This window comes from Actinomadura sp. 9N215, assembly GCF_044326345.1.
In the GTDB taxonomy this organism is placed as follows: domain Bacteria; phylum Actinomycetota; class Actinomycetes; order Streptosporangiales; family Streptosporangiaceae; genus Spirillospora.
In genome coordinates this window covers 252,922-276,197 of sequence record NZ_JBIRBA010000005.1, presented here as the reverse complement: position 1 = coordinate 276,197, position 23,276 = coordinate 252,922, and the positions used below count along the sequence as shown (strand labels likewise).

Below are 23,276 nucleotides of genomic sequence, written 5' to 3'. Positions count from 1 at the left end.
GCCACGCGAAACCTCAGGTGCCGGCGCGTTCGACGACGACGGCCCATTCCTCCAGGAGCGCCTGGGCCGCGTCCGCGTCCGGGCCTTCGGCCCACAGGTGCGTGACCGCCTCCGCCGGGTCGGGCAGCACGAGGGCCCAGCGGCCGTCGTCCTCGACCACGCGGACGCCGTCCGTGGTGTCGATCGTCCGGTCGCCGGCGGCCTCCACGACGTGCCGCATCACGCTGCCCTTCGCGGCCCACGGCGTCGGGACGGACCGGCGCAGCAGGTGCGCGTCCGGGATGCGGCGGTCGATCTGCGACAGCGTCAACCGGGTGCGGGCGACCAGGCCGACGAGGCGGACGAACGCCGCGATCCCGTCCACGGTGCCGCTGAACTCGGGCATCAGGAACCCGCCGCGGCCGTCCCCCGCGAAGATCACGCCGCGCTGCGCGGCGGCCTTGGTGAGCACGTCCTGGGACGTCGACGTCCACTCGACCTCGACACCGTGGAACCGGCACACCTGCTCGGCGACCCGCGTCGTCGTCACCGGCAGCGCGACCCGGGCCCGCTCCTGACGCGCGCCCCGCTCGGCCGCGACCAGGTCCAGCATGACGAGCAGCGCCCGGTCGTCGCCGACCAGCTCGCCGTTCTCGTCCACGAGGGAGATCCGCTCCCCGACCGGGTCGAACCGGACGCCGAACGCGGCCCGCGACGACGACACCAGCTCGCCGAGCCGCTCCAGGTCGCGCATCCGCTCGGCGAGCGTCTCGGTCGGGTTGGCCTCGTCGAGCCCGGCGTTGCGGGTGAGGACCTCCACCCCGGTGCCGAGCAGGTTCGGCAGGACGAGCGACGCGACGCCGCCCGCGCAGTCCAGGACGAGCTTCAGCCCGGCCTCGCGCACCCCGCTGACGTCGACGCGGCGCAGCAGGTCGCGGGTGTAGGTCTCGACGACGCGCGGCGGATAGGTCAGCTCGGCGATCTCGCCGGGGAACGCGCGCCGGTACTCCTGCCGCCCGAAGACGCGCTCCAGCTTGCGCTGCGCGGCCTGCGACAGGTCGGCGCCGTCGGGGTCGAGGAAGATGATGTCGACGCCCTGCGGGTCGCCGAGCGTGGTGCGGATGTAGATGCCGCCGACGGCGTCCCGGCGGCCGGTCTCGAACCGGGCGACGGTCAGCGGCGTCGCCTCCAGGTCGCTGACGTTGATCGCGCTGGCGGTGAGGGCGCTGTTCACGGCGCGTTTGAGGGTGCGGGCGGCGCGGGAGACGTCCCGTCCGGTGACGACGGTCGTGCCCTTCTTCAGCGTCGTCGCGTACGCGCTGGCGAGCCGCACCGCCAGCTCCGGCGTGATCTCGACGTTGACCAGCCCGGACACGCCGCGCGGCCCGAACAGGTTGCGCTGCCCCCGCGACTCCCAGATCACGCTGGTGTTGACGACCGCGCCCGCCTCGATCGTCTTGAACGGGTACACCTTCACCCCGGACGAGACGTACGCCTCCGCCTCGATCACGCACTCATCGCCGATGACCGCGCCCTCCTCGACGCGGGCGCCCGCCATGATGTCGGTGTTCTTGCCGACGACGCAGCCGCGCAGGTTCGTCGACGGCGCGACGAACACGTTGTCGTGGACGATCGCGCGGTGCAGGAACGCGCCCTCCTTCACCACCACGTTGCTGCCGAGGACGGTGTACTCGCGCAGCTCGACGCCCGCCTCGACCTTGGCGTAGTCGCCGATGTAGAGCGGGCCCTTGAGGACGGCCTCCGCGTCCACCTCGGCGCCTTCGGCGACCCACACGCCCGGTGAGACCTCGAAGCCGTCCAGGTCGATGCCGACCTGCCCGGACAGCATGTCGGCCTGGGCCTTGAGGTAGCTCTCGTGGGTGCCGACGTCCTCCCAGTAGCAGTCGGCGACGTACCCGAACAGCGGGGCGCCCTCGGCGAGCAGCGCGGGGAACACGTCCCCGGACCAGTCGACCGGCTCCCCCGCCGCGACGTGTTCCAGGACCTCCGGCTCCATCACGTAGATGCCGGTGTTGACGGTGTCGGAGAACACCTGCCCCCAGGTCGGCTTCTCCAGGAACCGCTGCACGCGGCCCTCGTCGTCCACGATGATGATCCCGAATTCGAGCGGGTTCGGGACGCGCTTGAGACCGATCGTGACGAGCGCGCCGTTGCGCTCGTGGAACCGCACCATGTCGGTCAGGTCGATGTCGGTGAGCGCGTCCCCGGAGATCACCAGGAAGCGGTCGTCGCGGAGCGCCTCCTCGGCGTTCTTGACGCTGCCGGCGGTGCCGAGCGGGATCTCCTCCGTCGCGTAGCTCAGCGCCATGCCGAGCTCCTCGCCGTCGCCGAAGTAGTTGCGGATCAGCGCGGCCAGGAACTGGACGGTGACGACGGTCTCGGTGAACCCGTGCGCCTTCAGCAGCCGCAGCACATGCTCCATGATCGGCCGGTTGACGAGCGGGAGCAGCGGCTTCGGCTGGTTGGCGGTCATCGGGCGCAGCCGCGTCCCCTCGCCGCCCGCCATCACGACGGCCTTCATGCGGCGGGCTCCCGTCCGGCGGGCTCCCGTCCTTCGACCACGAGCTGGCGCGTCTGCGTCCAGTACAGGACGGCCGCCCACCAGTACAGGCCCGCGCCCCAGACGGCGAACGACCAGCCGACGACCTTCGCCGTCGTCGCGGCCGCGCCGTCGTGGTCGCCCAGCAGCAGCAGCGGGAACGCGTACAGCAGGCAGAGCGTGCCCGCCTTGCCGATGAAATGGACGGGAAGCGTCCCGCTGTACCCGAGCCGCCGGACGATCGGCGCGATCGGCACGATCGCCAGCTCGCGCGCGACGAGCAGCACCACCAGCCACAGCGGGATGATGTCGCGGATCGTGAGCCCGACGAGCGTCGCCAGGATGTAGAGCCGGTCGGCGGCCGGGTCGAGCATCGCCCCGAGCCTGCTGGTCTGGTTCAGGACCCGCGCCAGTTTGCCGTCCAGCCAGTCGGACAGGCCCGCGAACACCAGCAGGCCGAGCGCCCACCAGTCCGCCTCGATCAGCACGAGCCACAGGAACAGCGGGACGCCGACCAGCCGGGCCAGGCTCAGGCTGTTGGGCACCGTGAAGATCCGGTCCTGCGGGGCTGTCCGCTCTGTGCTCACCGACGCGCTCGCCTCCCTGGTCCCTTGATCCTGACCCTACCGGTAAGGATTCTGAAAGCCCCCGTTGGCGTCGCGGGTCCGGATACGGTCCGTCCCGGCCGAATGCCAACAAAATCCGTCCCGGCGGCGTCATCCTCTCCGGGAAGATCTCTCCGGACGCCCCGCTCGGCCGGGGCCCCCAGAAAGGGTGTCGCGTTGGGTCCCCTTCAGGCTGATGATCCGCGCGCCGTGGGCGGGTACGTGCTCTCGGCGCGGCTGGGCGGCGGCGGCATGGGCCAGGTGTTCCTCGGCCGCTCCCCCGGCGGGCGGCCGGTGGCGGTGAAGCTCGTCCGTCCCGAGTTCGGCGACGACCCGCACTTCAGGCGGCGGTTCGCGGCCGAGGTCGAGGCGGCGCGCCGGGTCGGCGGGTTCTTCACCGCGCAGGTCGTCGACGCCGACCCGCACGCGGACCGCCCGTGGCTGGTCACCGCCTACGTGCCGGGTCCCTCGCTGCAGGCGGCGGTGGACGAGCAGGGGCCGCTGCCCGTGCACGCGGTGCGCGTCCTCGGGGCGGGGCTGGCGGAGGGGCTCGCGGCCGTCCACGGCTGCGGGCTGGTGCACCGCGACCTCAAGCCGGGCAACGTGATCCTGGCCCCGGACGGGCCGCGGGTGATCGACTTCGGGATCGTCCGGGCGCTGGAGGCCGCGTCCGGCACCGCCACCGGCGCGATCACCGGGACCGTCGCGTACATGTCGCCCGAGCAGGCCCGCGGGGACCGGGACATCGGGCCCACCGCGGACGTGTTCGCGCTCGGCTCGGTGCTGGCGTTCGCGTCCACCGGAGCACCCCCGTTCGGGCAGGGCCGGGCGCACACGGTGCTGTACCGGATCGTCCGGGAGGAGCCCGGCCTGGACGCGGTTCCCGCCGAGCTGCGCGACCTCGTCAGGGCATGCCTGGCCAAGGACCCCGCCGGCCGTCCCGCCCTGGCGGACGTGCTGGAACGGTGCGCGGGCGCGGGCGCGGCGGCCGACGGCTGGCTGCCGCCCGCCGTCCTCGCCATGGCCACCACGATGGCCCCGCCCGCGCCCGGCGGGCAGCCGAGCGGGCAGCCGACCGATCTCGACGCGCCCGTACCGCCGGTTCCGCCGGTTCCGCCGGTTCCGCCGGTTCCGCCCGCGGAGAACCCGATGCCGCCCGGCGGCCTGCCCCCTGCCGCGCCGCCGCCCGCGGGGCCGCCGCCCGCGGTTCCCGGGGGCCATGCCGTGACCGCTCCCGCGCCCCCGCGGCCGCGCCGCCGGTCCGGGTGGGTCCTCGGCGGCGTCGCGGGCGCCGTGGCCGTGGCGCTGCTGGTGACCGGGGTCGTCCTGGCGCTGAACCGGGACGGCGACGACGGGAAGGGCCGGTCCGCCGCGTCGCCGCCCGCGTCCCAGCGGAAGCAGCCCGTCTCGCCGGTGGTGGGACGGATCCAGGACGCGCAGGCCGGTTTCTCCTACGCCCGGCTGGGCGCGCCGTGGGTGACGGCGGGCGGCGCCTGGAAGAAGCCGGGGATGTTCACCAGCGGGCAGATCAGTCCGCTCCAGCAGCGCAACGGCGACTCCACCTTCAACGCGACGTCCCTGGCCGGGCTGCCCAGGCCCGCCGAGAGCAGCGGCTACACCGGCCCCCGGGACCTCGGCACCGTCGCGGCCCGCGTGAAGACCCGCCTCATCAGCGAGCTGTTCACCGTCCAGCACGCCGAGACGACGCTCAGGTCAGGTCCCGTCGACGTGGGCGGCGCGGGCAAGGGCTGGCTGGAACAGGCCCGCTTCGACTTCACGCAGGCCGGTGCCAACGGCTGGCCGGTCACCGGCGACACGATGGCGCTCCTGGTCGTCGACGGGGACGGTGCGGACGGCGGGCTGCCGGGGCTGCTGCTGGTGTCCGTCCCCAGCGCCTTCGCCGCGCGGGGCGACCTGGACCAGATCCTCGCGTCGGTCCGCACGTCCTGAGCCGGGGCCGGTCCGGTCACTGCGGGGCGACGGCGTCCGCGGTGGGGAGGACGGCGGTGACGACGAACCCGCCGCCGTCGCCGGGGCCCGCGTCCAGCGTGCCGCCGACGCTCCGCGCCCGCTCGATCATGCCGAGGATCCCGAAGCCGCCCGATGCCTGGCTCTCCTGTGCGGGGACGCTCCCCCGCACACCCCGGAACGGCCCGATCCCGTCGTCGGCGACCCGCACGACGAGCCCGCCGCCGTCCCGGGACAGCGTGACCGCGACGCGCTCCGCCGCCGCGTGCTTGACGACGTTGGTCAGCGCCTCCTGGACGATCCGGTACGCCGCGACGCCGACCTCGGGCGGCAGCGGCAGCGGCCCGGCGCCCGAGTCGTCGAGCTCGACCTCGATCCCGGCGCCGCGCGCGGCCTGCACGAGGTCGGCGATGCCGTCCGGGCCGGGCAGCGTCCCGGTCGTCTCGACGTCGGTGCCGCGCAGGACCTGCAGCGTGCCGCGCAGCTCCGCTCGGGCGTCGCGGCACGTGTCGGCGATCGAGGAGAGCGCCTCCGCCAGCTCCGTCCGGTCGACGGGCCGGTCCCCGCGGACGAGATGCGCGGCCGCCCCCGCCTGGACGCCGATGACCGTGATGCTGTGCGCGAGGAGGTCGTGCAGGTCGCGGGCGATCCGCAGCCGCTCCTCGGCGACGCGGCGCCGCGCCTCCTCCTCCCGCGTGCGCTCGGCCCGCTCGGCCCGCTCGGTGATCGTCGCCAGCCGCGCCCGGTGCACCCGCCACACCTGGACGGCGATCACGACGGAGACGACGGCCTCGATCACGGCGATCTGCTCGCGGACCGACGCGCCGCCCACCCGCAGCGACATCCCGATCACGCACACGAACAGCAGCACGCCCGCCGCGGTGAGGACGACCCGGACCCGCCGCCCGAGCACCGCGTACGCGAACAGCGCGATCACCTCGGCGGGCACCAGCGCGTGATGCTGGTACTGGAGCAGGTGGTAGGGCAGCGCCAGCATCAGCAGGGCCACCAGGCCCGGCGTCGGCCACCGCCTGATCACCGCGAGCGGCGCGTGCGCGGCGACCAGCAGCAGCGCTCCGGCCGCGTCCAGGTCGCGGACGCCCGGCCACATCACCGCCACGACGGCCGCGACGCACGCCAGCGGCGCCGCGAACGCGGCGTCTCGCGCCGTCACACCGCTCCGGGGCACCGTCACCACCCGACCATTTTCTCCAAGCCCGACGATCTACGCACATCGCCCCGCCTCCGGCGCGATTCAGTACGCTCCGCCCATGCAGATCCCCGTTTCTGCAGACGCCATCACGAAGGGCTGACAGTGTCCGTCGCTCCCCCGACCGTCCCCCCGGAACTGCGGATCACGCTCGGCCGGGGCGCCTACCGGTGGCCGTTGCGGGTGTGCCTGGCCGCGCTGGCGGCCGGCCTCCTCGTCCCGCTGTCCATGCGCGCCGGCGGCGGGGCGTGGGAGCCCGATGAGGCCCGCAGGGTCATCGCCCTGTACGGCGGGGGCGGCGCGCTCGTCGCCGTGGCCGCCGTTCTCTGGGCCCTCGTGATCTTCCGTAACCGGCTCGTCGTGACCATCGGGGAGAAGGGTCTCGTCCTGCGCCGCGGCAAGCGGAGGGCGGTCGTCCCGGCCGCGGCGGTGGACGCGGTCGGGATCGTGTGGCCGGTCGCCGACCCGGTCTGGACGGTCTGGTTCGACCCCGAGGCGGCGCCGGAGGTCGGCGACGTCGCGAAGGTGGAAGGCGGCGCGGCCACGCTGCTCCGGGACCGGTCGCTCCCCTCCGGCTGGCTCCCGGCCGTGCGCGCCGCGGCGACGGAGAGCCTCGGCGTCCGCTGGCGCGTCCTCGACGACGAGGGCGAGGAGGTCGCGCGGCCGCCGGCGGACGCGCTGGCCAGGGCCGACCGCGTCCTGGTGGACGGCAAGGGCCGCTACCGCGACCAGGGCGGCGGCGCCCTCGTCGCCGTCCCGTGCGGGCGGCTCGCCAGGCGCGCGGCGGGCGAGGGCCGCTTCCGCCGCGAGCCCGGCCGGGGCCGGGGCCGGGGCCGCCGGACGATCGTCCTGCGCGACCCCCACGCGGGCAGGCTGCTCGCCTTCAAGAAGACGTCCTGGCTGACCGGCGGCCGCATGCGCGTGTACGGCGCGGACGGACGGCTCATCGGCGTGATCAACGGGTCGCGCGAGCCGTCCTTCCACACGGCCGGCGGGATGCTCCTCGGCACCACCCGGCAGGACGGCGACCGGCACGTCGTCACCGGGATCGACGGGCGCGAGTCCGCGTCGCTGCGGACGGGGAGCGGCGCCGACGACGGCGGCATGTGGCTGGAGCGCTCGCGGTCCGCACCGGACCCGCTGCGCACCCTCACCCTGGCGCTGCCGATGGTGGTGCGGCTCGCGCGCCAGCCCTCCTGACCCGCCCACTGGCCCGACCCTCCGGCGCCCCGCCTGCCGACCCGGGCGGTCACCGCGGCCTTATCCCATGGACGGCGGTTGCCGCAACCGGGGTGCGCCGGGTTAGCGTCGAGTACGACAGATCGCGGGGGCCCGGCGAACCGGGCTGAGATAGCGGCTGGGACGGCCGCTGACCGCATGAACCTGACCGGGTAATGCCGGCGTAGGGAGAGATCGAGTCGTCATGACCGAACCTTTGGTTCCAGCCGCCCGCAAGACGTACCTGCGGGGCTCGCGCCCCGACATCCGCGTCCCGATGCGGGACGTGCCACTGACCAGCGGCGACAGCGTCGTCCTATACGACACGTCCGGGCCGTACACCGATCCGGCGGCGGAGACCGACGTCCGCAGGGGGCTGCCCGCGCTGCGGGAGCCGTGGATCGCCGGGCGCGGCGACACCGCGCCGTACGAGGGCCGGGCTGCCCGCCCCGAGGACGACGGCCGCAAGGCGTCGTCCCGATCACAAGCGGTCCAGGATGATTTCCTGCCGCGGCGGCCGCGCCGGGCGTCCGGCGGCGCGGTGACGCAGCGCGCGTACGCGCGGCGGGGCGAGATCACGCCGGAGATGGAGTTCGCGGCGCTGCGCGAGGGCGTGCGGCCGGAGTTCGTCCGGGACGAGCTGGCCGCGGGCCGCGCGGTGCTGCCCGCCAACGTCAACCACCCCGAGACCGAGCCGATGATCATCGGCCGGAACTTCCTGGTGAAGGTGAACGCCAACATCGGGAACTCGGCGGTGGCGTCGTCCATCGAGGACGAGGTCGAGAAGATGACGTGGGCGACCCGCTGGGGCGCCGACACGATCATGGACCTGTCGACGGGCAGGGACATCCACACCACCCGCGAGTGGATCCTGCGGAACTCGCCGGTGCCGGTCGGAACGGTCCCGCTGTACCAGGCGGTGGAGAAGGTCGGCGGCGACCCCGCCGAGCTGACCTTCGACGTGTTCCGCGACACGGTGATCGAGCAGGCCGAGCAGGGCGTGGACTACATGACCGTCCACGCCGGGGTGCTGCTGCCGTACGTGCCGCTGACGGCCCGGCGCAAGACCGGGATCGTGTCCCGCGGCGGGTCGATCATGGCGGCGTGGTGCCTGGCGCATCACGAGGAGAACTTCCTGTACACGCGCTTCAGGGAGCTGTGCGAGATCTTCGCCGCGTACGACGTCACGTGGTCGCTCGGGGACGGCCTGCGCCCCGGCTCGATCGCCGACGCCAACGACGAGGCGCAGTTCGCCGAGCTGCGCACCCAGGGCGAGCTCACCAGGATCGCCGCCGAGTTCGACAACCAGGTGATGAACGAGGGCCCGGGCCACGTCCCGATGCACAAGATCAAGGAGAACGTCGACCTGCAGCAGGAGTGGTGCGACGGCGCGCCGTTCTACACGCTCGGCCCGCTGACGACCGACATCGCGCCCGGCTACGACCACATCACCTCGGCGATCGGCGCGGCGATGATCGGCTGGCACGGCACCGCGATGCTCTGCTACGTCACGCCGAAGGAGCATCTCGGGCTGCCGGACCGCGACGACGTCAAGGCCGGCGTCATCGCCTACAAGATCGCCGCGCACGCCGCCGACCTGGCGAAGGGGCATCCGGGCGCGCAGGCGTGGGACGACGCGCTGTCGGACGCGCGGTTCGACTTCCGGTGGGAGGACCAGTTCAACCTGTCCCTCGACCCGGACACCGCCCGCGCCTTCCACGACGCGACGCTCCCGGCCGCCCCGGCGAAGACGGCGCATTTCTGCTCGATGTGCGGGCCGCACTTCTGCTCGATGAAGATCACCCGGGACGTCCGCCGGTACGCCGACGAGCACGGCCTCGCCGAGGAGGACGCCCTCGCGGCGGGCCTGCGCGAGAAGGCGGACGAGTTCAAGGCCGCGGGCGGCCGCGTCTACCTGCCGCTGTCCCCCGGCGGCGGCTGACCAGGCGGCGCGGGCGGGCCTGAGGCCCACCCGCCCCAGGGGCCGGAGGCCCGCCGCGGACGGCGCCGCGGCGGGCCTCTCCGCTTCCCGGCGAGGCCGGCGACCCGGCGACGGCGCCGCGCCGCTACTATCGAGGGACCGTTCCAACGCCGCGGATCCCCCGGATCGCCGCCGGCCCTCCGGGAAGGACCGACGACTCAGGTGACCAGCGACGACACGCCGAAGACCGCCCCGGCCAGGGCGATGCGCGCCGACGTGCGCCGCAACCGCGCCCGGCTCCTGGCCGCGGCCAGGGAGATGTTCCAGCGCGACGGGGCCGGCGCCTCCCTGGAGGCCGTCGCGCGGCTGGCGGGCGTCGGCATCGGGACGCTCTACCGGCACTTCCCGGCACGCCAGGACCTCCTGGAGGCACTGCTCGCCGACGGCTACGACGCGCTGGCGGCGACGGGACGCGAGCTCCTGGTCTGGCCCGCGCCCGGGGAGGCGCTGACGGCGTGGCTGCGCGCGTTCATCGCGCAGACCACGGCGTTCCGCGGGATGGCGGCCTCCGCCGTGGCGTCGCTGCGGGACGACCGGACCGAGCCGTCCGAGGCGTGCCGGGCGATGCGCGACGCGGGCGAGGCGCTGTTCCGGCGCGCCCAGGACGCCGGGGACGTGCCGGCGGACGCCGTGTTCGCCGACGCCCTGCGGCTCGCGGGCGCGATCGCGATCGTCACCGAGGGGGAGCCGGACGCGGCCGACCGGCTGCTGGCCGTCGCCATCGCCGGGCTGGTCCCCGGCAAGACGCGGTAGCGGTTCCAAAGAGCGGTAGGGGTTGTCAGGGTTCCACGGCGATCGCGGTGGCGATCAGGCCGTTTCCCGCCGTCCAGCGGCCGTCGAGCGAGGCGAACGGGGCGTCGCGGACGAGCAGCCGGGCCGTGAACGTCCCGGCGGGGTCGAAGGCGAGGGCGGCGTCCTCGAAGCCGAGCCACCTGCGGGTGACCGGGAACCACGCCTTGTAGACGGCCTCCTTCGCGCAGAAGAGCAGCCGGTCCCAGTGGACGCCGGGGGACGCGCGGCGTAACCCGTCCAGGTGCGGCAGCTCCTCGGCGCGGGCGATCGCGTCGAGGACGCCGTCGGGCAGCGGGGCGTGCGGCTCGGCGTCGATGCCGAGCGACGCCAGCTCGCGGGCGCGGGCGACGGCGGCGGCGCGGTAGCCGTCGCAGTGCGTCATGCTGCCGACGACGCCGTCCGGCCAGCACGGCGCGCCCCGCTCCCCGCGCGGGATCGGCGCGGGCGGGACGCCCAGCTCGGCCAGCGCGCGGCGGGCGCACCAGCGGACGGTCGTGAACTCCAGCCGCCGCTTCTCCACGGCCCGCGCCACCGCGTCCTCCTCCCCGGGCAGCAGCGCGGCCTCCGGCGGGTCGGCGTAGGCGGCGGCGGTGGCGACGCACGCCGGGAGGATGCGCTCGATCATTCCGTCTCCGGCACGGGCAGGACGCGGCGGGGGCCGCGCGGCGCGCCGCCCTTCCGTTTGCGCCATTCGCGGGGATAGCCGACCGACACCTCGATGTGCGGGACGTCGCCGGTCCAGACCGTCCGGGGGATGTGGAGGTGCCCGTACACGACCGACACCGCGCCGAACCGGTCGTGCCAGTCGGCGGTGCGCACCGTGCCGCACCACTGCGCGAACTCGGGGTACCACATGACGCGGGTGGGTTCCCGGACGAGCGGCCAGTGGTTGACCAGCACCGTCCGCGTCCCCGGTTCCAGGGCGGCCAGGCGTTCCTCGCTGTAGGCGATCCGCGCGTCACACCAGGCCTCGCGGGTGGGGTGCGGATCAGGGTGGAGGTAGATCTCGTCGGTGCACACGACGCCCGCCTCGTGCGCGACCTCCAGGGCCTCCTCCTTGGTGAACGTCCCCTCCGGCCGGAACGTGTAGTCGTACAGGAGGAACAGCGGCGCGATGGTCACGGGCCCGCCCTCGCCGTCCCACACGGGGTACGGGTCCTCGGGGGTCAGCACGCCGTGGCGCCGGCACATGTCGACGAGCGCGCGGTAGCGGGCCTCGCCGCGCAGCCGCACCGGGTCGTTCTTCACGGTCCACAATTCGTGGTTGCCGGGCGTCCAGATGACGGTGGCGAAGCGTTCGCGCAGCGTGCGGAGCGTCCACTCGACGTCGGAGACGAGCTCGGCGACGTCGCCGGCCACGATCAGCCAGTCGTCGCCGGACGCGGGCCGCAGCCGCTCGACGAACGCACGGTTCTCGGGAAACCCGACGTGCAGGTCGCTGATCGCGAAGACACCGCTCATCCAAAGATCGTAAGCCTCCAGAACGGGCTTCGCTCCTCACCGGCGGGCATTGGGACGGGTCGTTCTCTGAACTGCGAGAGCATGGGGACGCGGCCCAGGCTCCGGGCGGAGCGTGGGCCGCGTTTCCGTGGGGCGCGTTTCCGTGGGGCGGGCGGTGTCAGTCGTTCTTGCCCCAGTAGTAGACGCCGAGGCTCATCGCGAGGAGGCTCGCCCAGCTGAAGACGGCGCGGACGTGGTTCCAGGCCGTCCAGCGGCCGGTGTAGTCCGACCAGACCTTCGCGGCCTCGGCCGCGTCCTTCGGGATCGTCGCGGCGTCCAGGTCGTTGTTCAGCGGGATGTTCACCGCGAAGCTCGGGACGAGCGCGCCCACGAAGTACACGCCCGCGGCGACGAAGAACAGGATGGCCGCGGACTTCTGGTCCAGCGTCAGCAGCAGCACCCCGGCCGCGACCGCCAGCACCGGCACCAGCAGGAACATCGCGATGAACAGCGGGTTCTGGATCTTCTGGTTGATGCCCTGCATGGCGTCGATCGCCGACGACGGCTTGGCCGCGTTCAGGCCCGGCATCACGCCGGTGGAGAAGCCGAAGAACGTCCCGGCCATGCCGGCCGCCATGATGATCGAGAGGGTCACCGAGACCCCGGCGAGTGCGGATTTCATCGTCGTGCTCCATTTCTCGTAACGGTGCGGGTCAGCTGGACCAGATGCCGCTGGCCGCGGTCTGCCGGGCGTAGTCGGCGAAGTCCTTCGGGTCGCGGCCCAGCGCCCGGCGGACGCCGTCGGCGGGCTGCGAGTTGCGGCCGTCCAGGACGGTGCCGAACAGGTAGGTGAGGAACTCGACGAGGTCGTCGGGCAGTCCCTGCCGCCTGAGCTCGGCCGCGTAGTCGTCCAGGGGGACGGCGACGAACGGGACGTCGCGTCCGGCGGCGCGGCCGATCTCGGCGACGGCCTCGGCGAAGGTGAGCGCGCGGGGGCCGGACACCTCGTAGACCTCGCCGGCGTGCCCGTTCTGGGTGAGGGCCGCGACGGCGACGTCCGCGATGTCGTCGGCGTCCACGAACGGCTCGGGCACGTCGCCCGCCGGGAGGACGACCTCGCCCGCGCGGACGGGGTCGAGCAGGTAGTCCTCGCTGAAGTTCTGCGCGAACCAGTTCGCCCGGACGACCGTCCACACGAGGCCGGACGCCTGGACGATCCGCTCGCACTCCTGCGCCTCGTCCTCGCCGCGCCCTGAGAGCAGGACCACCTGCCGGACTCCGGCGTCGACCGCCGCGGCCGTGAAGGAGCGGACGGCGTCGACCGCGCCGGGCGCGGCCAGGTCCGGGTAGTAGGACAGGTAGACCTTCTCGACGTCCTGGAGGACGGCCGGCCAGGTGGACTCGTCCGTCCATTCGAAGGCCGGGGACGCCGACCGCGAGCCCATGCGGACGGGGACGTCCAGCGCCTCCAGCCGCTCGACGACGCGGCGGCCGGTCTTGCCGGTCCCGCCGAGGACGAGGGTGAGGCCGTTCTCGATGAGGTTCTGCGCGTTGTTCGTCATGCCCTTGAGTCAACAGCCGGGCGGTTCCGGCCACCATCGTTGAGAAGCTCGCCCGCATACGCCAGCGTCTACGCTGGTCCCATGGACGCGCTCACCGATCTTCTGGACGGGCCGCGGGCGCGCGGGGCGTTCATGCTCCGCGCATCCCTGAATCCGCCCTGGTCGGTCCGGATCCAGGACGAGGCCCCGATCACGCTGATGTCCATGGTGCGGGACGACGCCTGGCTGATCCCGGACGACGGCGAACCCCGGCGCGTCTCCCCCGGCGACATGGTGATCTTCCGGGGGCCCGACCACTACGCGGTCGCCGACGACCCGGCGACCGAGCCGCAGATCGTCATCCATCCCGGGCAGCACTGCACCACCCCGGACGGGACGAGCCTGTCCGAGGCGATGGACCTCGGCATCCGCGCCTGGGGCGACGCCCCCGACGGGTCGGCGGTCATGCTGATCGGCGCGTACCAGATGCGCGGCGCGGTCACGCAGCGGCTGCTGGCCGCGCTGCCGCCGATCGCGATCGTGCGCGGCGACACCTGGAAGTCGCCGCTCGTCGACGTGCTCGGCGAGGAGATCGGCAAGGACGAGCCCGGGCAGGACGTCGTCCTCGACCGGCTCCTCGACCTGCTGCTGATCGCGACGCTCCGCGCCTGGTTCTCCCGCCCGGACGCCGAGACGCCCGGCTGGTACCGCGCGCACGGCGACGCCGTCGTGGGCCCGGCGCTGCGGCTCCTGCACGACGACCTGTCCCACCCGTGGACGGTCGCCGACCTGGCGTCCAAGGTCGGCGCGTCCCGCGCGGCGCTCGCGCAGCGGTTCGCGAAGCTGATCGGCGAGCCGCCCATGGCGTACTTGACCGGCGTCCGCCTCGCGCAGGCCGCCGACCTGCTGCGGGAGAGCGACGCGACGCTGGAGGCGGTGGCGCGGCAGGTCGGCTACGGCAACGCGTTCGCGCTAAGCACCGCGTTCAAGCGAGAGCACGGCGTCAGCCCGCAGGAGTACCGCACCTCCTAGCCCAGGAGGGCGACCCCCTGGAACCCCCGTCGCGGGCGGTGAACCGTTTCCCGAGCCGCTGGCGCGTCTCGTGAAACGGTCCTCCGCCCGTCGGGTCGTGCGACCTCCGGCGCTGGGCGCCTCCGGCCGCACGACCCGTGACCCCGGTTGAGGTCTGGTCGGATGAGGTCTGGTCGGATGAGGTCCGGTCGGATGAGGTCCGGTCGGATGACGTCGATTCGTCTACCGCTCCTTGCGGAGGGTGGGTTCGGCGCGGACGACCGTCTCGTCCGCGGCGGCCGGGATGAACGGGATCACGAACGCGTAGTCGGCGAGGACGGCGTCGGGCACCTCGCCCGACTCGCCGAACGCGGCGATCTCGCCCCAGCAGGGCGAGCCGAGCGAGCCGCTGCGGTGCCGCACCGACAGCCCGGCGCACAGGTTCGCGAACCGGAGCCGCTCGGCGAACGGGAGCCCGGCGAGGGTCGCGAACACGAAACCGGCGGCGAACACGTCGCCCGCGCCGGTCGGGTCGAGCGCCTCGACCGGCAGCGCGCCGACCTCGGCCCGTTCCCCCGTCGCGGAGTCGACGGCGATGGCGCCGTCGCCGCCGCGCTTGACGACGACCACGGGGACACCGCGCTCCGCCAGCGCGTCGGCGGCGTCGGACGGGGTGCCCGTGCGCGTGTAGGCCATAGCCTCGGCGGCGTTCGGGAGGAACACGTCCACGTGGTCGAGGCGGTCGAGGACCTCGGCGGACCAGGCGCCGGTCTGGTCCCAGCCGAGGTCGCCGAAGACGAGCGCGCCGTGCTCGCGCATGGCGGGCGCCCACGGCGGCAGCGGCCGGTCGACGTCGACGAAGCAGGCCCGCGTGGGCGGCGGCGGCACGTCCGGCGGGCCGTCCGCTCCGGGGACGGGACGCGCGTACGTCACCATGCTGCGATCGGAGTCGTAGGCCATCGACACCGTCACCGGCGTGGACCAGCCCGGCACGCGCCGGGACAGCCCGAGGTCGACGCCCTCCTGCTCGGCGAGCGTCCGCCACAGGTAGGCGCCGAACAGGTCGTCGCCGAACTCCGCGGCGAGCCCGACCCGGAGCCCGAGCCTGCTCATCGCGATGGCGATGTTGGCGACGCCGCCGGGCGCCGAGCCGAGCCCGTCGGTGACGATCTCGGTGCCGGGCGGCGGCAGGCCCGGCAGCCCGGTGAAGATCATGTCCATGAAGACCCGGCCGGACAGGAACACGTCCAGCGCCGGGGCCGGGCCCGGACCGCCGCCGCGCAGCCGCTCCCCCGCCGGCTCCCGTTCGGCGCAGGGGTCGGCGAGGGACGGCTCGGGCGGCACGCCCGCCGCGGTCGTCGGCGCGGTTATCGGCTTGGTCGCGGTGGTCGAGGTTGACGGCTTGGTCGCGGTCTTCGCGGTCGTCTGCGGAATCACTGTGTCCGCCGAATCACGGGGCCCCCATAGCACGGCTTGGCACGTTCCCACGGAACCTAGCCGACGCCACCGACAATTACTCCGGGACGTAGAGGCGAATATCGTCGACCTTCGCCGAACCCTCGTAGAAATTCATGTGCGGGTCGCCGATCATGAACCGGTCCGGGTAGGCGGACCCGGCGGGCCAGGTGTCGCGATCGGTGAGCGTGCCGCCGGGGCCCTTCCACGTCCAGTCGGCGTTGAACCGGCCGTCGTACTCGTCCGGACGCTGGTTGTAGTGCCAGATGGGCTCCCCGTCCTGGACGAACGACCGCGTGTACCGGTACGTGGCCCGTCCCACGTGCGCGAACACGCCGGACATCTCCATCGTGTAGGCGCCGTCGCGCCGCTCGACCGCGAACCTGTACGGCTCTTGCGGCAGCAGTTCGGGCTTGAGGTCGACGGTCGAGACGATCGCGCCGCCCTTCTTGAGCCCGCATTCGCTCTGCATCAGGTACTCGGTGCCGGGCATCGTCGGGTACCGGCGGTCGTCGGTCATGAAGATGGCGTTGACGCCGTTGCCCGTCCCGGCGGAGTACGGCTCGTACTGCTTGGTGAGCGGGTTGCAGTTCAGCAGTCCGGAACCGGTGTACTTGTAGCGGTTGTAGCCGTCCATGGCGACCTTGCGGTGGCCGTGGATGAACGTGTTGTTGTGCGGCGCCACCTGCCGGTAATCCATGATCGACATGTAGTAGAAGCCGTTGGAGTCGGTGCGGACGTTCGCCCACTCGCACTCCGGCCTGGCGAAGTCGCCGCCGGACGCCCAGGGGAAGTTGGTCTTGCAGCCGTCCGGGGAGTAGCCGTTGATCCGGCCGTCCGGGTAGTCCCACGAGCCGTTCCGCTGCCCGCCGAAGTCGAGGCCGCGCAGCGTCATCTCGACCCGGTACTCGGCGGGCAGGTCGCGGGTGGAGCGGATGACGACGCCCGCCTGGTGGGCCGGCTCCTTCAGGTCCGCGACGCCTCCGCGGGACGTGAGCGTCGGCGGGGCGTCCGGGCGGCCGTCGCCGTCGGCGTCGCGGGCGGCGAGCTCGGCGGTGAGCCAGCCGCGCTTCCCGAACGTGAACGACTTCCGGTACGTCTTCATCTTCGCGAGCTGCTGCCGGAACGCAGGGCCGCCCATGGTGTCGAAGAAGGCGCCGTCGTTGTCGTAGACGTCGACGTCGTAGGGGCTGGACGGGCCGTCGCCGTCCGGTCTCCAGGGGGCCTTCCGGTCGTCCAGGTGCCGGGTGAACGGCTCGGCCGCGACCAGGCGCCAGCCCTCCCGGACGGCGGGCGGGTCCGCATGGGCGGGCGCCGCGCACAGCGCCGCCGGCAGGACCAGCGGAAGCGTCAGCGCCAGGGCGCCGCGTGTGAGGTTCCTCATGCCGCGACCGTAGGACGGGCCCCCGCGCCACGACCACGGCAAACATCGACAAAGTGGTATTGACCAGTCGCCATATTGGGACATACGGTGTGCAACAGCAGGAAGAGCATCGAAGGGGGTGAACGGCGTGACATCCACCGGCGAGTCCCGGTCTGGGAACACGAAACGGCAGGCCGTGCGCCGCGAGCTGCTCACGATGCTGGACGGCCTGGACGTCGGCGACGCCCTGCCGTCCGAGCGCCGGCTGGCCGCCGAACTCGGCGTGTCGCGGCCCACGCTGCGCCAGGCCATCGACGGTCTCGTCGCCGAAGGCCTGCTCGACCGGCGGCACGGGAGCGGCACCTACGTGGCCGAACCCCGGATCGCCGTCTCGCTGACCATGACCTCGTTCACCGAGGACATGATCAGGCGCGGGATGAAGCCGGGCGGCCGGGTCCTGTCGTTCCGCACGGAAGCCGCGGGGGCGCGGATCGGCAGGCGGCTGGCCCTGTCGCCCATGGAAGAGGTATTTACCATTCGGCGGCTGCGGCTCGCCGACGGCACCACCATGGCGATCGAGACGCTCTACCTGCCGCGGTCGCTGCTGCCCGGCCTGCGCCGGCAGGACCTGGAGGGCGGGTCGTTCTACGACCTGCTGCGCGCCGGCGGCGTCGAGATCGCGTCCGGCACCGAGACGATCGAGCCGACCGTGACCACCGCCGAGGAGGCCGCCGAGCTCGGCGTCCCGGTGCACATGCCGGCGTTCCTGTTCGAGCGGATCACCAAGGACCAGGACGGGCGGCCGCTGGAATACGTCCGGTCCCTCTACCGCGGCGACAGGTACCGCCTGGAGCTCGACCTGAGACCACCGAACCACTGAGCCACTGAGCCACTGAGCCACCGATTCACCGACTTCCGACCGCTGACCGGCCCGGGCGCGCCGCCCGGGATCCACGGCCGTCCAACCGCGCTGACGGGGGCGACAGCGCACCACCCCACCCCCGGAGAAGTGAGGCGACTTCACCATGGACGTCATCAAGGACATCCTCACCTTCCTGGCCGACAACGTGTTCGGCCAGGTGCCCATCCTGATCGGCCTCATCACCCTGATCGGGTTGATCCTGCAGCGCAAACGGTTCGAGGACGTCTTCGCCGGCGCCCTGCGCGCCACGATCGGCGTGGTCATCCTGTTCATCGGCGTGGAGGTGTTCACCGGCGGGCTGACCAGCTTCCAGAACGTCCTCGCCAGCGCCATGGGCACGACGCCGCCGAAGGCCGACCGGACGCTGACCGACTTCCTCGGCGACCAGGGCGGGACGATCGCGCTGGTCATCACGGTCGCGTTCCTCGTCCACGTGCTGATCGTGCGGCTGTTCCCGGCGGCCAGGTACCTGTACCTGACCGGGCACCTGATGTTCTGGGTCAGCACGGTCACGGTCGCGTCGCTGGTGACGATCGCGCCGGGCGCCGACCAGCTCACGCTGGTCCTGTGCGGGGCCGGGTTCGTCGCCGCGTACTGGACCGTCCAGCCGCTGTGGATGCGGCCGCTGATGCGCCGCGTCATGCCGGACGACCGGTTCGGCTTCGCGCACACCAGCTCGCTCGCCTGCCTGATCACCGGGTACGCGGCGCGCCCGCTGGGCAGCCGGGAGAAGCACGACACCGAGAAGCTGAAGCTGCCGCGCCAGCTGTCGTTCTTCAAGGACGTCAACGTCAGCACCGCGCTGATCATCTCCGTGATCATGCTGATCGGGGTCGCGCTCGCCGACGACGGCGTGGTGTCGAAGGCCGCGACGGAGATGGACCCCAAACTGTCCCCATGGGTGTGGGCGCTGCTGGTCGGCCTGCGGTTCGCGGGCGGCATCGCGATCCTGCTGTTCGGGGTGCGGATGTTCCTCGGCGAGATCGTCCCGGCGTTCAAGGGGTTCAGCGACAAGGTCATCCCGGGGACCCGTCCCGCGCTGGACGCGCCGACCGTGTTCCCCGTCGCGCCGACCGCCGTCATGGTCGGGTTCGTGGCGTCCACGGGCGTGTTCCTGATCTGCCTCGGCGTGTTCGCCGGCGCCGGCTGGTTCACCCTCGCCCCGCCCATGATCATGCTGTTCTTCGTGGGCGGCGCGGCCGGGCTGTTCGGCAACGTGGTGGCGGGGTGGCGCGGCGCCGTCCTCGGCGGCGTGATCACCGGCCTGATCCTCGCGATCGGGCAGGCCGTCACCTGGGACCTGTACGAGAAGACCGCGCCGGAGCTCGCCACCCTCGCCGACCCGGACTGGTACGCGATCGCCTGGCTGCTGGAGGCCGTCGACCCGGTCGTCGGCGAGGGCTCGGTCTGGGCCGTGCCCGCCGTCGCGCTCGCCGCGACGGTCGCGACGCTGCTGGTCCTCGGCCGCGCCGAGAAGCGCCGCGACGCGGCGGCGGACCCGGCGCCCGAGGGCAAGTCCGTCGCGAAGGCCTGACCACCGTCACAAGGGGAGAAGGACCGACATGGCAATCGACCGGCAACTGGAGATCCTCGCGGTCTGCGGCGTCGGCATGGGCTCCAGCCTGATGCTCAAGATGACCGCCGAGGACGCGCTCCGCTCGCTCGGCGTGGACGCCCGGGTCGAGAACACCGACGTGTCCACGGCGCGCGGGATGACGCCCGACGTGGTGATCGGGCAGGGCATGCACACCAGCGAGATCTCCGACCTCGCGCCCGTCGTCATCACGATCAGCGACTTCCTCGACAAGGAGGGCCTGGAGGAGCAGCTCCGGGAGCGCCTGACCGCACAGGGCTGGCTCTCATGACGTCTCATTCTGAGGGGACGACCCCCCAAACCCCCCGGCAACAGCCTTTGGTCACCGCAACCGACGACGTGAACGCTGAAGACTGGCGGGAGGCCGTGCGGAAGGCGGCGTCCGCGCTGGTCGACGCGGGCGCGGCCGGTGAGGGGTACCCGGACGCGTGCGTCCGGGTGGTCGAGGAGAACGGGCCGTACATCGTGCTGACGAAAGGGCTCGCGCTCGTCCACGCCCGTCCCGAGGAGGGCGGGCTGGCGGTCGGCGTGGGCGTGACCCGGCTGGCCGCGCCCGTCGAGTTCGGCCACCCCGACAACGACCCGGTCGACCTGCTGCTCGCGTTCTGCACCCCCGACCCGGACGCGCACGTCGGCACGCTGTCCGGCCTGGCCCGCGCCCTGTCGGCCGGGCTGGCCGACCGGCTCCGCGCCGCGTCCGGCCAGGACGACCTGACCCGGACTCTGAAGGAGGCCCTCCCCCATGATTGAAGCCCGGCCGCAGCTCCCCGACCGGGTGCGCACGCTGATGGACGACCTGGACGCCGCGTCCGGCGAGGCGATCGACGAGGCCGCCGGGCTGCTGCTGGCCTCGGTCCAGGCGGACGGGATCGTGCACGTCGCCGGCGCGGGGCATTCGCTGGCGATGGTGCTGGAGACGTTCTACCGGGCGGGCGGGCTCGCCGCCGTCCGCCCGATCTGGGACCCGGGGGTGTTCCCGCTCGACGACGCCGTGCGGAGCACCCGCGTCGAGCGGGAGACCGGTGTCGGGCGCGCCGTGGTCGAGGAGATCGCGCCGGCCCCGCCCGACGTGGCCGTGGTGTTCTCCACCAGCGGCCGCAACCCGTACCCGGTCGAGGTCGCCGAGGCGTGCGCCGCGCGGGGCGTGCCGGTGATCGCGGTGACCTCGGCGCGGGCGTCGGAGGGCGCGGCGGCGCGGACGGCGACGACGCTCGCCGACCACGCCTCGATCGTGCTCGACACCCGCGTCCCGCCCGGCGACGTCGCGCACCCGGCGGCGGCGCCGCGCACGGCCGCGGTCTCCACGATCCTCGCCGCGTACATGTGGGCGCGGGTCCTCGCCGCCGTGGACGACGTCGCGGCGGCGCGCGGCGTGGACCTGCTCCGCTGGACGAGCGCGAACGTCCCCGGCGCCGACGAGGTCAACGTCGCGCTGCTGGAGCGGTACCGGCACCGCGTCCCCGAGCTGACCGGGGACGGGCCGTCCGGCCCCCGCCCGGGCCCCGGCCCTGTGGCATGATGCGGACACCTGACCGTCCTCCAGCCCCCGCCCACCACCAATCAACGGACGAGCTCCGCTCGGCGACCGGATCGAGGAGCGAGATGACGACCAGACCGACCGGGGACGACCTCCACACCGTGTTCACGCGCGCGGACCTCGGCGGCGACCAGAGGCTCGACCTGATGGAGTTCACCCTCGTCCTGGAGGACCTCGGGCTGTCCTGGAACCGCGCCGAGACGCAGGACAGGTTCGAGAAGGCCGACGGCAACCTCGACGGGTTCATCTCGTTCGAGGAGTTCCGCGCCGTCATGGAGGAGCAGGGCCTGGCCCCGCGCCCCGACCCCGCCTAGACCGCGCTCAGACCTTCCGGCCGCGCATCGCGCGGTAGGCGCGGACGAGCGCCGCCGTGGACGCGTCCGGCGCGTCCGGCGGCGGCTCCGCCGACGTGAGCGCGGGAGCGAGGTCCATCGCCATGACCTTGCCGAGCTCGACGCCCCACTGGTCGAAGGAGTCGATGCCCCAGACCGTCCCCTCGACGAACACGATGTGCTCGTAGAGGGCGACGAGCGAGCCGAGCGTCTTCGGGGTGAGCTTCGGCGCCAGGATCGTGCTCGTCGGCCGGTTGCCCGGCATGACCTTGTGCGGGACGACCGCGGCGGGCGTCCCCTCGGCGGCGATCTCCTCGGCGGTCTTGCCGAACGCGAGCGCCGACGTCTGCGCGAGCATGTTGGCGGTGAGCAGGTCGTGCATGCCCGCGCGGTCCTCGAAGGGCTCGGCGAAGCCGATGAAGTCGGCGGGGACGAGCCGCGTGCCCTGGTGCAGCAGCTGGTAGAAGGCGTGCTGGCCGTTGGTGCCCGGCTCGCCCCAGAAGATCTCGCCGGTCTGCGCGACGACGGGCGCCCCGTCGTCCCGGACCGACTTGCCGTTCGACTCCATCGTGAGCTGCTGCAGGTAGGCGGGGAACCGGGCGAGGCGCTGGCTGTAGGGCAGCACGGCCCGGGTCTGCGCGCCGAAGAAGTCGGTGTACCAGACGCCGAGCAGCCCCATCAGGACGGGCATGTTCGCGTCGAACGGCGCGGTGCGGAAGTGCTCGTCGAGCTCGCGGAACCCGGCGAGCATCTCGCGGAACGCCTCCCCGCCGATCGCGATCATCAGCGCGAGGCCGATGGCGCCGTCGAAGGAGTAGCGGCCGCCGACCCAGTCCCAGAAGCCGAACATGTTGGCGGTGTCGATGCCGAACTCGGCGACCCGGCCGGCGTTGGTCGACACGGCGACGAAGTGCCGGGACACGGCCTTGTCGTCGCCGAGCCCGTCGACCAGCCACTGGCGGGCGACCTTGGCGTTGGTGAGGGTCTCCAGCGTCCCGAACGTCTTGGACGCGACGACGAAGAGGGTCTGCTCGGGGTCGAGGCCGGCGAGCTTCCCGACGATGTCGGCCGGGTCGATGTTCGAGACGAACCGGCAGGAGATCCCTGCGTCGGCGTAGTCGTGGAGGGCCTCGTAGGCCATGGCGGGGCCGAGGTCGGAGCCGCCGATGCCGATGTTGACGACGGTGGTGATGGGCTTGCCGGTGAAGCCCGTCCACTCGCCGGAGCGGACGCGTCCGGCGAACTCGGCCATCCCGTCCAGGACGGCGTGGACGTCGGCGGCGACGTCCTGGCCGTCCACCGTCAGGGCCTCACCGGGCGGGAGCCGCAGCGCCGTGTGCAGGACGGCGCGGTCCTCGCTGACGTTGATGCGCTCCCCGGAGAACATCGCGTCGATCCGGCGGCGCAGCCCGGCCCGCTCGGCGAGCGCCACCAGCAGCCGCATCGTCTCGGCGGTGACGCGGTGCTTGGAGTAGTCCAGGCGGAGCTCCCCCGCTGTCACGGTCATGCGGCCGACGCGCCCCGGATCGTCGGCGAAGAGCCCGCGCAGGTGCCGCCCGGCGAGCGCCGCCTGGTGCTCGGCCAGCGCGGACCACTCGGGCGACTCGGTGATATCTGCCATTGCCTCTCTCATCTCCTTGGCGGGTGAGGCGCGCGCCGACGTCCCCCGCGGCGCCGCCCGTCCCCCACCGGCGATCATAGGTCGACCGCGCGCGACCGTATCAGGGCTCTCCCCGCCCCCGCAGCGAACCGGGCGCACGGGCGGGGC

21 protein-coding genes and 1 riboswitch are annotated in these 23,276 nt (G+C 73.2%); of the genes, 11 read left to right on the top strand and 10 right to left on the bottom strand.

The features are described from left to right. Window positions 1-13 precede the first annotated feature (13 nt). Together ACH34T_RS11485 and ACH34T_RS11480 are read right to left on the bottom strand one after the other, a co-directional pair. Window positions 14-2,521 carry a sugar phosphate nucleotidyltransferase gene (locus tag ACH34T_RS11485; protein WP_395992016.1) on the bottom strand — a complete coding sequence of 836 codons (2,508 nt, stop codon included), beginning with the start codon at window positions 2,519-2,521 and terminating at the stop codon, window positions 14-16. After that, a complete protein-coding gene (locus ACH34T_RS11480; protein ID WP_395992015.1) occupies window positions 2,518-3,126 on the bottom strand; it encodes a CDP-alcohol phosphatidyltransferase family protein in 609 nt (202 codons plus the stop codon). Before ACH34T_RS11480 ends, ACH34T_RS11485 begins: the two co-directional genes overlap by 4 nt. A 228-nt stretch (window positions 3,127-3,354) precedes the next feature. On the opposite strand from ACH34T_RS11480, the gene ACH34T_RS11475 reads away from it, so the two are divergent. Continuing rightward, complete coding sequence (locus ACH34T_RS11475; RefSeq protein WP_395992014.1) at window positions 3,355-5,094, top strand: serine/threonine-protein kinase; 1,740 nt, start codon at window positions 3,355-3,357, stop codon at window positions 5,092-5,094. Window positions 5,095-5,110: 16 nt separating this feature from the next. Here ACH34T_RS11475 and ACH34T_RS11470 read toward each other — a convergent pair whose 3' ends face one another. Next, a complete protein-coding gene (locus ACH34T_RS11470) occupies window positions 5,111-6,286 on the bottom strand; it encodes a sensor histidine kinase (protein ID WP_395992013.1) in 1,176 nt (391 codons plus the stop codon). A gap of 141 nt (window positions 6,287-6,427) precedes the next feature. Here ACH34T_RS11470 and ACH34T_RS11465 point away from each other — a divergent pair, with 141 nt between their 5' ends. From ACH34T_RS11465 to ACH34T_RS11455, 3 genes are all read left to right on the top strand, one after another. Next, window positions 6,428-7,522 carry a hypothetical protein gene (locus ACH34T_RS11465; protein ID WP_395992012.1) on the top strand — a complete coding sequence of 365 codons (1,095 nt, stop codon included), beginning with the start codon at window positions 6,428-6,430 and terminating at the stop codon, window positions 7,520-7,522. Window positions 7,523-7,636: 114 nt separating this feature from the next. Then, a riboswitch (TPP riboswitch) is annotated at window positions 7,637-7,750 on the top strand. Beyond that, complete coding sequence (gene thiC / locus ACH34T_RS11460) at window positions 7,746-9,482, top strand: phosphomethylpyrimidine synthase ThiC (protein WP_395992011.1); 1,737 nt, start codon at window positions 7,746-7,748, stop codon at window positions 9,480-9,482. Its footprint overlaps the riboswitch before it by 5 nt. Window positions 9,483-9,683: 201 nt before the next feature. Next, window positions 9,684-10,274, top strand: a complete 591-nt coding sequence (locus tag ACH34T_RS11455) for a TetR/AcrR family transcriptional regulator (RefSeq protein WP_395992010.1) — start codon at window positions 9,684-9,686, stop codon at window positions 10,272-10,274. Between the two features lie 25 nt (window positions 10,275-10,299). Here the strand turns inward: ACH34T_RS11455 and ACH34T_RS11450 are convergent, their stop codons facing one another. From ACH34T_RS11450 to ACH34T_RS11435, 4 genes are all read right to left on the bottom strand, one after another. Next, complete coding sequence (locus ACH34T_RS11450; protein ID WP_395992009.1) at window positions 10,300-10,938, bottom strand: 4'-phosphopantetheinyl transferase; 639 nt, start codon at window positions 10,936-10,938, stop codon at window positions 10,300-10,302. After that, window positions 10,935-11,774, bottom strand: coding sequence for a metallophosphoesterase family protein (locus ACH34T_RS11445; RefSeq protein WP_395992008.1), 840 nt, complete (start codon window positions 11,772-11,774; stop codon window positions 10,935-10,937). The genes ACH34T_RS11450 and ACH34T_RS11445 overlap by 4 nt, the downstream gene beginning before the upstream one ends. A gap of 157 nt (window positions 11,775-11,931) precedes the next feature. Continuing rightward, entirely contained in the window at window positions 11,932-12,435 is a 504-nt protein-coding gene (locus ACH34T_RS11440) for a DUF1772 domain-containing protein (RefSeq protein WP_395992007.1), read from the bottom strand. A 31-nt stretch (window positions 12,436-12,466) separates the two neighbouring features. Beyond that, window positions 12,467-13,315 (bottom strand): NAD(P)H-binding protein, encoded by an 849-nt coding sequence (locus tag ACH34T_RS11435; protein WP_395992006.1) that lies wholly within the window; start codon window positions 13,313-13,315, stop codon window positions 12,467-12,469. 81 nt (window positions 13,316-13,396) lie between these two features. On the opposite strand from ACH34T_RS11435, the gene ACH34T_RS11430 reads away from it, so the two are divergent. Further along, window positions 13,397-14,326, top strand: a complete 930-nt coding sequence (locus ACH34T_RS11430) for a cupin domain-containing protein (RefSeq protein WP_395992005.1) — start codon at window positions 13,397-13,399, stop codon at window positions 14,324-14,326. Window positions 14,327-14,548: 222 nt separating this feature from the next. Here the strand turns inward: ACH34T_RS11430 and ACH34T_RS11425 are convergent, their stop codons facing one another. Together ACH34T_RS11425 and ACH34T_RS11420 are read right to left on the bottom strand one after the other, a co-directional pair. After that, window positions 14,549-15,742: a carbohydrate kinase family protein gene (locus ACH34T_RS11425; protein WP_395992004.1), complete on the bottom strand. Its 1,194-nt coding sequence runs from the start codon at window positions 15,740-15,742 to the stop codon at window positions 14,549-14,551. Between the two features lie 76 nt (window positions 15,743-15,818). After that, window positions 15,819-17,144, bottom strand: coding sequence for a hypothetical protein (locus tag ACH34T_RS11420; RefSeq protein WP_395992003.1), 1,326 nt, complete (start codon window positions 17,142-17,144; stop codon window positions 15,819-15,821). A gap of 118 nt (window positions 17,145-17,262) precedes the next feature. On the opposite strand from ACH34T_RS11420, the gene ACH34T_RS11415 reads away from it, so the two are divergent. From ACH34T_RS11415 to ACH34T_RS11390, 6 genes are all read left to right on the top strand, one after another. Then, window positions 17,263-18,003 carry a GntR family transcriptional regulator gene (locus tag ACH34T_RS11415; protein WP_395992002.1) on the top strand — a complete coding sequence of 247 codons (741 nt, stop codon included), beginning with the start codon at window positions 17,263-17,265 and terminating at the stop codon, window positions 18,001-18,003. A gap of 145 nt (window positions 18,004-18,148) precedes the next feature. Beyond that, window positions 18,149-19,579 carry a PTS ascorbate transporter subunit IIC gene (locus ACH34T_RS11410; RefSeq protein ID WP_395992001.1) on the top strand — a complete coding sequence of 477 codons (1,431 nt, stop codon included), beginning with the start codon at window positions 18,149-18,151 and terminating at the stop codon, window positions 19,577-19,579. A 28-nt stretch (window positions 19,580-19,607) separates the two neighbouring features. After that, window positions 19,608-19,910, top strand: coding sequence for a PTS sugar transporter subunit IIB (locus ACH34T_RS11405; protein ID WP_395992000.1), 303 nt, complete (start codon window positions 19,608-19,610; stop codon window positions 19,908-19,910). A 68-nt stretch (window positions 19,911-19,978) separates the two neighbouring features. Beyond that, window positions 19,979-20,389: a PTS sugar transporter subunit IIA gene (locus ACH34T_RS11400; protein WP_395991999.1), complete on the top strand. Its 411-nt coding sequence runs from the start codon at window positions 19,979-19,981 to the stop codon at window positions 20,387-20,389. Next, on the top strand, window positions 20,382-21,158 hold the full coding sequence (locus ACH34T_RS11395) for a sugar isomerase domain-containing protein (protein ID WP_395991998.1): 777 nt from the start codon (window positions 20,382-20,384) through the stop codon (window positions 21,156-21,158). The genes ACH34T_RS11400 and ACH34T_RS11395 overlap by 8 nt, the downstream gene beginning before the upstream one ends. 83 nt (window positions 21,159-21,241) lie before the next feature. Then, entirely contained in the window at window positions 21,242-21,490 is a 249-nt protein-coding gene (locus ACH34T_RS11390; protein WP_395991997.1) for an EF-hand domain-containing protein, read from the top strand. Window positions 21,491-21,497: 7 nt separating this feature from the next. Here ACH34T_RS11390 and pgi read toward each other — a convergent pair whose 3' ends face one another. Continuing rightward, window positions 21,498-23,129: a glucose-6-phosphate isomerase gene (pgi, locus tag ACH34T_RS11385; RefSeq protein WP_395991996.1), complete on the bottom strand. Its 1,632-nt coding sequence runs from the start codon at window positions 23,127-23,129 to the stop codon at window positions 21,498-21,500. Between the last annotated feature and the right edge of the window lie 147 nt (window positions 23,130-23,276).

What these genes read in the sequence shown, in the direction of transcription:
- ACH34T_RS11485 (WP_395992016.1), bottom strand. Translation starts at nt 2,521, where the DNA reads ATGAAGGCCGTCGTGATGGCGGGCGGCGAGGGGACGCGGCTGCGCCCG.
- thiC (WP_395992011.1), top strand. Translation starts at nt 7,746, where the DNA reads ATGACCGAACCTTTGGTTCCAGCCGCCCGCAAGACGTACCTGCGGGGC.
- ACH34T_RS11450 (WP_395992009.1), bottom strand. Translation starts at nt 10,938, where the DNA reads ATGATCGAGCGCATCCTCCCGGCGTGCGTCGCCACCGCCGCCGCCTAC.
- ACH34T_RS11445 (WP_395992008.1), bottom strand. Translation starts at nt 11,774, where the DNA reads ATGAGCGGTGTCTTCGCGATCAGCGACCTGCACGTCGGGTTTCCCGAG.
- ACH34T_RS11440 (WP_395992007.1), bottom strand. Translation starts at nt 12,435, where the DNA reads ATGAAATCCGCACTCGCCGGGGTCTCGGTGACCCTCTCGATCATCATG.
- ACH34T_RS11435 (WP_395992006.1), bottom strand. Translation starts at nt 13,315, where the DNA reads ATGACGAACAACGCGCAGAACCTCATCGAGAACGGCCTCACCCTCGTC.
- ACH34T_RS11430 (WP_395992005.1), top strand. Translation starts at nt 13,397, where the DNA reads ATGGACGCGCTCACCGATCTTCTGGACGGGCCGCGGGCGCGCGGGGCG.
- ACH34T_RS11420 (WP_395992003.1), bottom strand. Translation starts at nt 17,144, where the DNA reads ATGAGGAACCTCACACGCGGCGCCCTGGCGCTGACGCTTCCGCTGGTC.
- ACH34T_RS11410 (WP_395992001.1), top strand. Translation starts at nt 18,149, where the DNA reads ATGGACGTCATCAAGGACATCCTCACCTTCCTGGCCGACAACGTGTTC.
- ACH34T_RS11405 (WP_395992000.1), top strand. Translation starts at nt 19,608, where the DNA reads ATGGCAATCGACCGGCAACTGGAGATCCTCGCGGTCTGCGGCGTCGGC.
- ACH34T_RS11395 (WP_395991998.1), top strand. Translation starts at nt 20,382, where the DNA reads ATGATTGAAGCCCGGCCGCAGCTCCCCGACCGGGTGCGCACGCTGATG.
- ACH34T_RS11390 (WP_395991997.1), top strand. Translation starts at nt 21,242, where the DNA reads ATGACGACCAGACCGACCGGGGACGACCTCCACACCGTGTTCACGCGC.
- pgi (WP_395991996.1), bottom strand. Translation starts at nt 23,129, where the DNA reads ATGGCAGATATCACCGAGTCGCCCGAGTGGTCCGCGCTGGCCGAGCAC.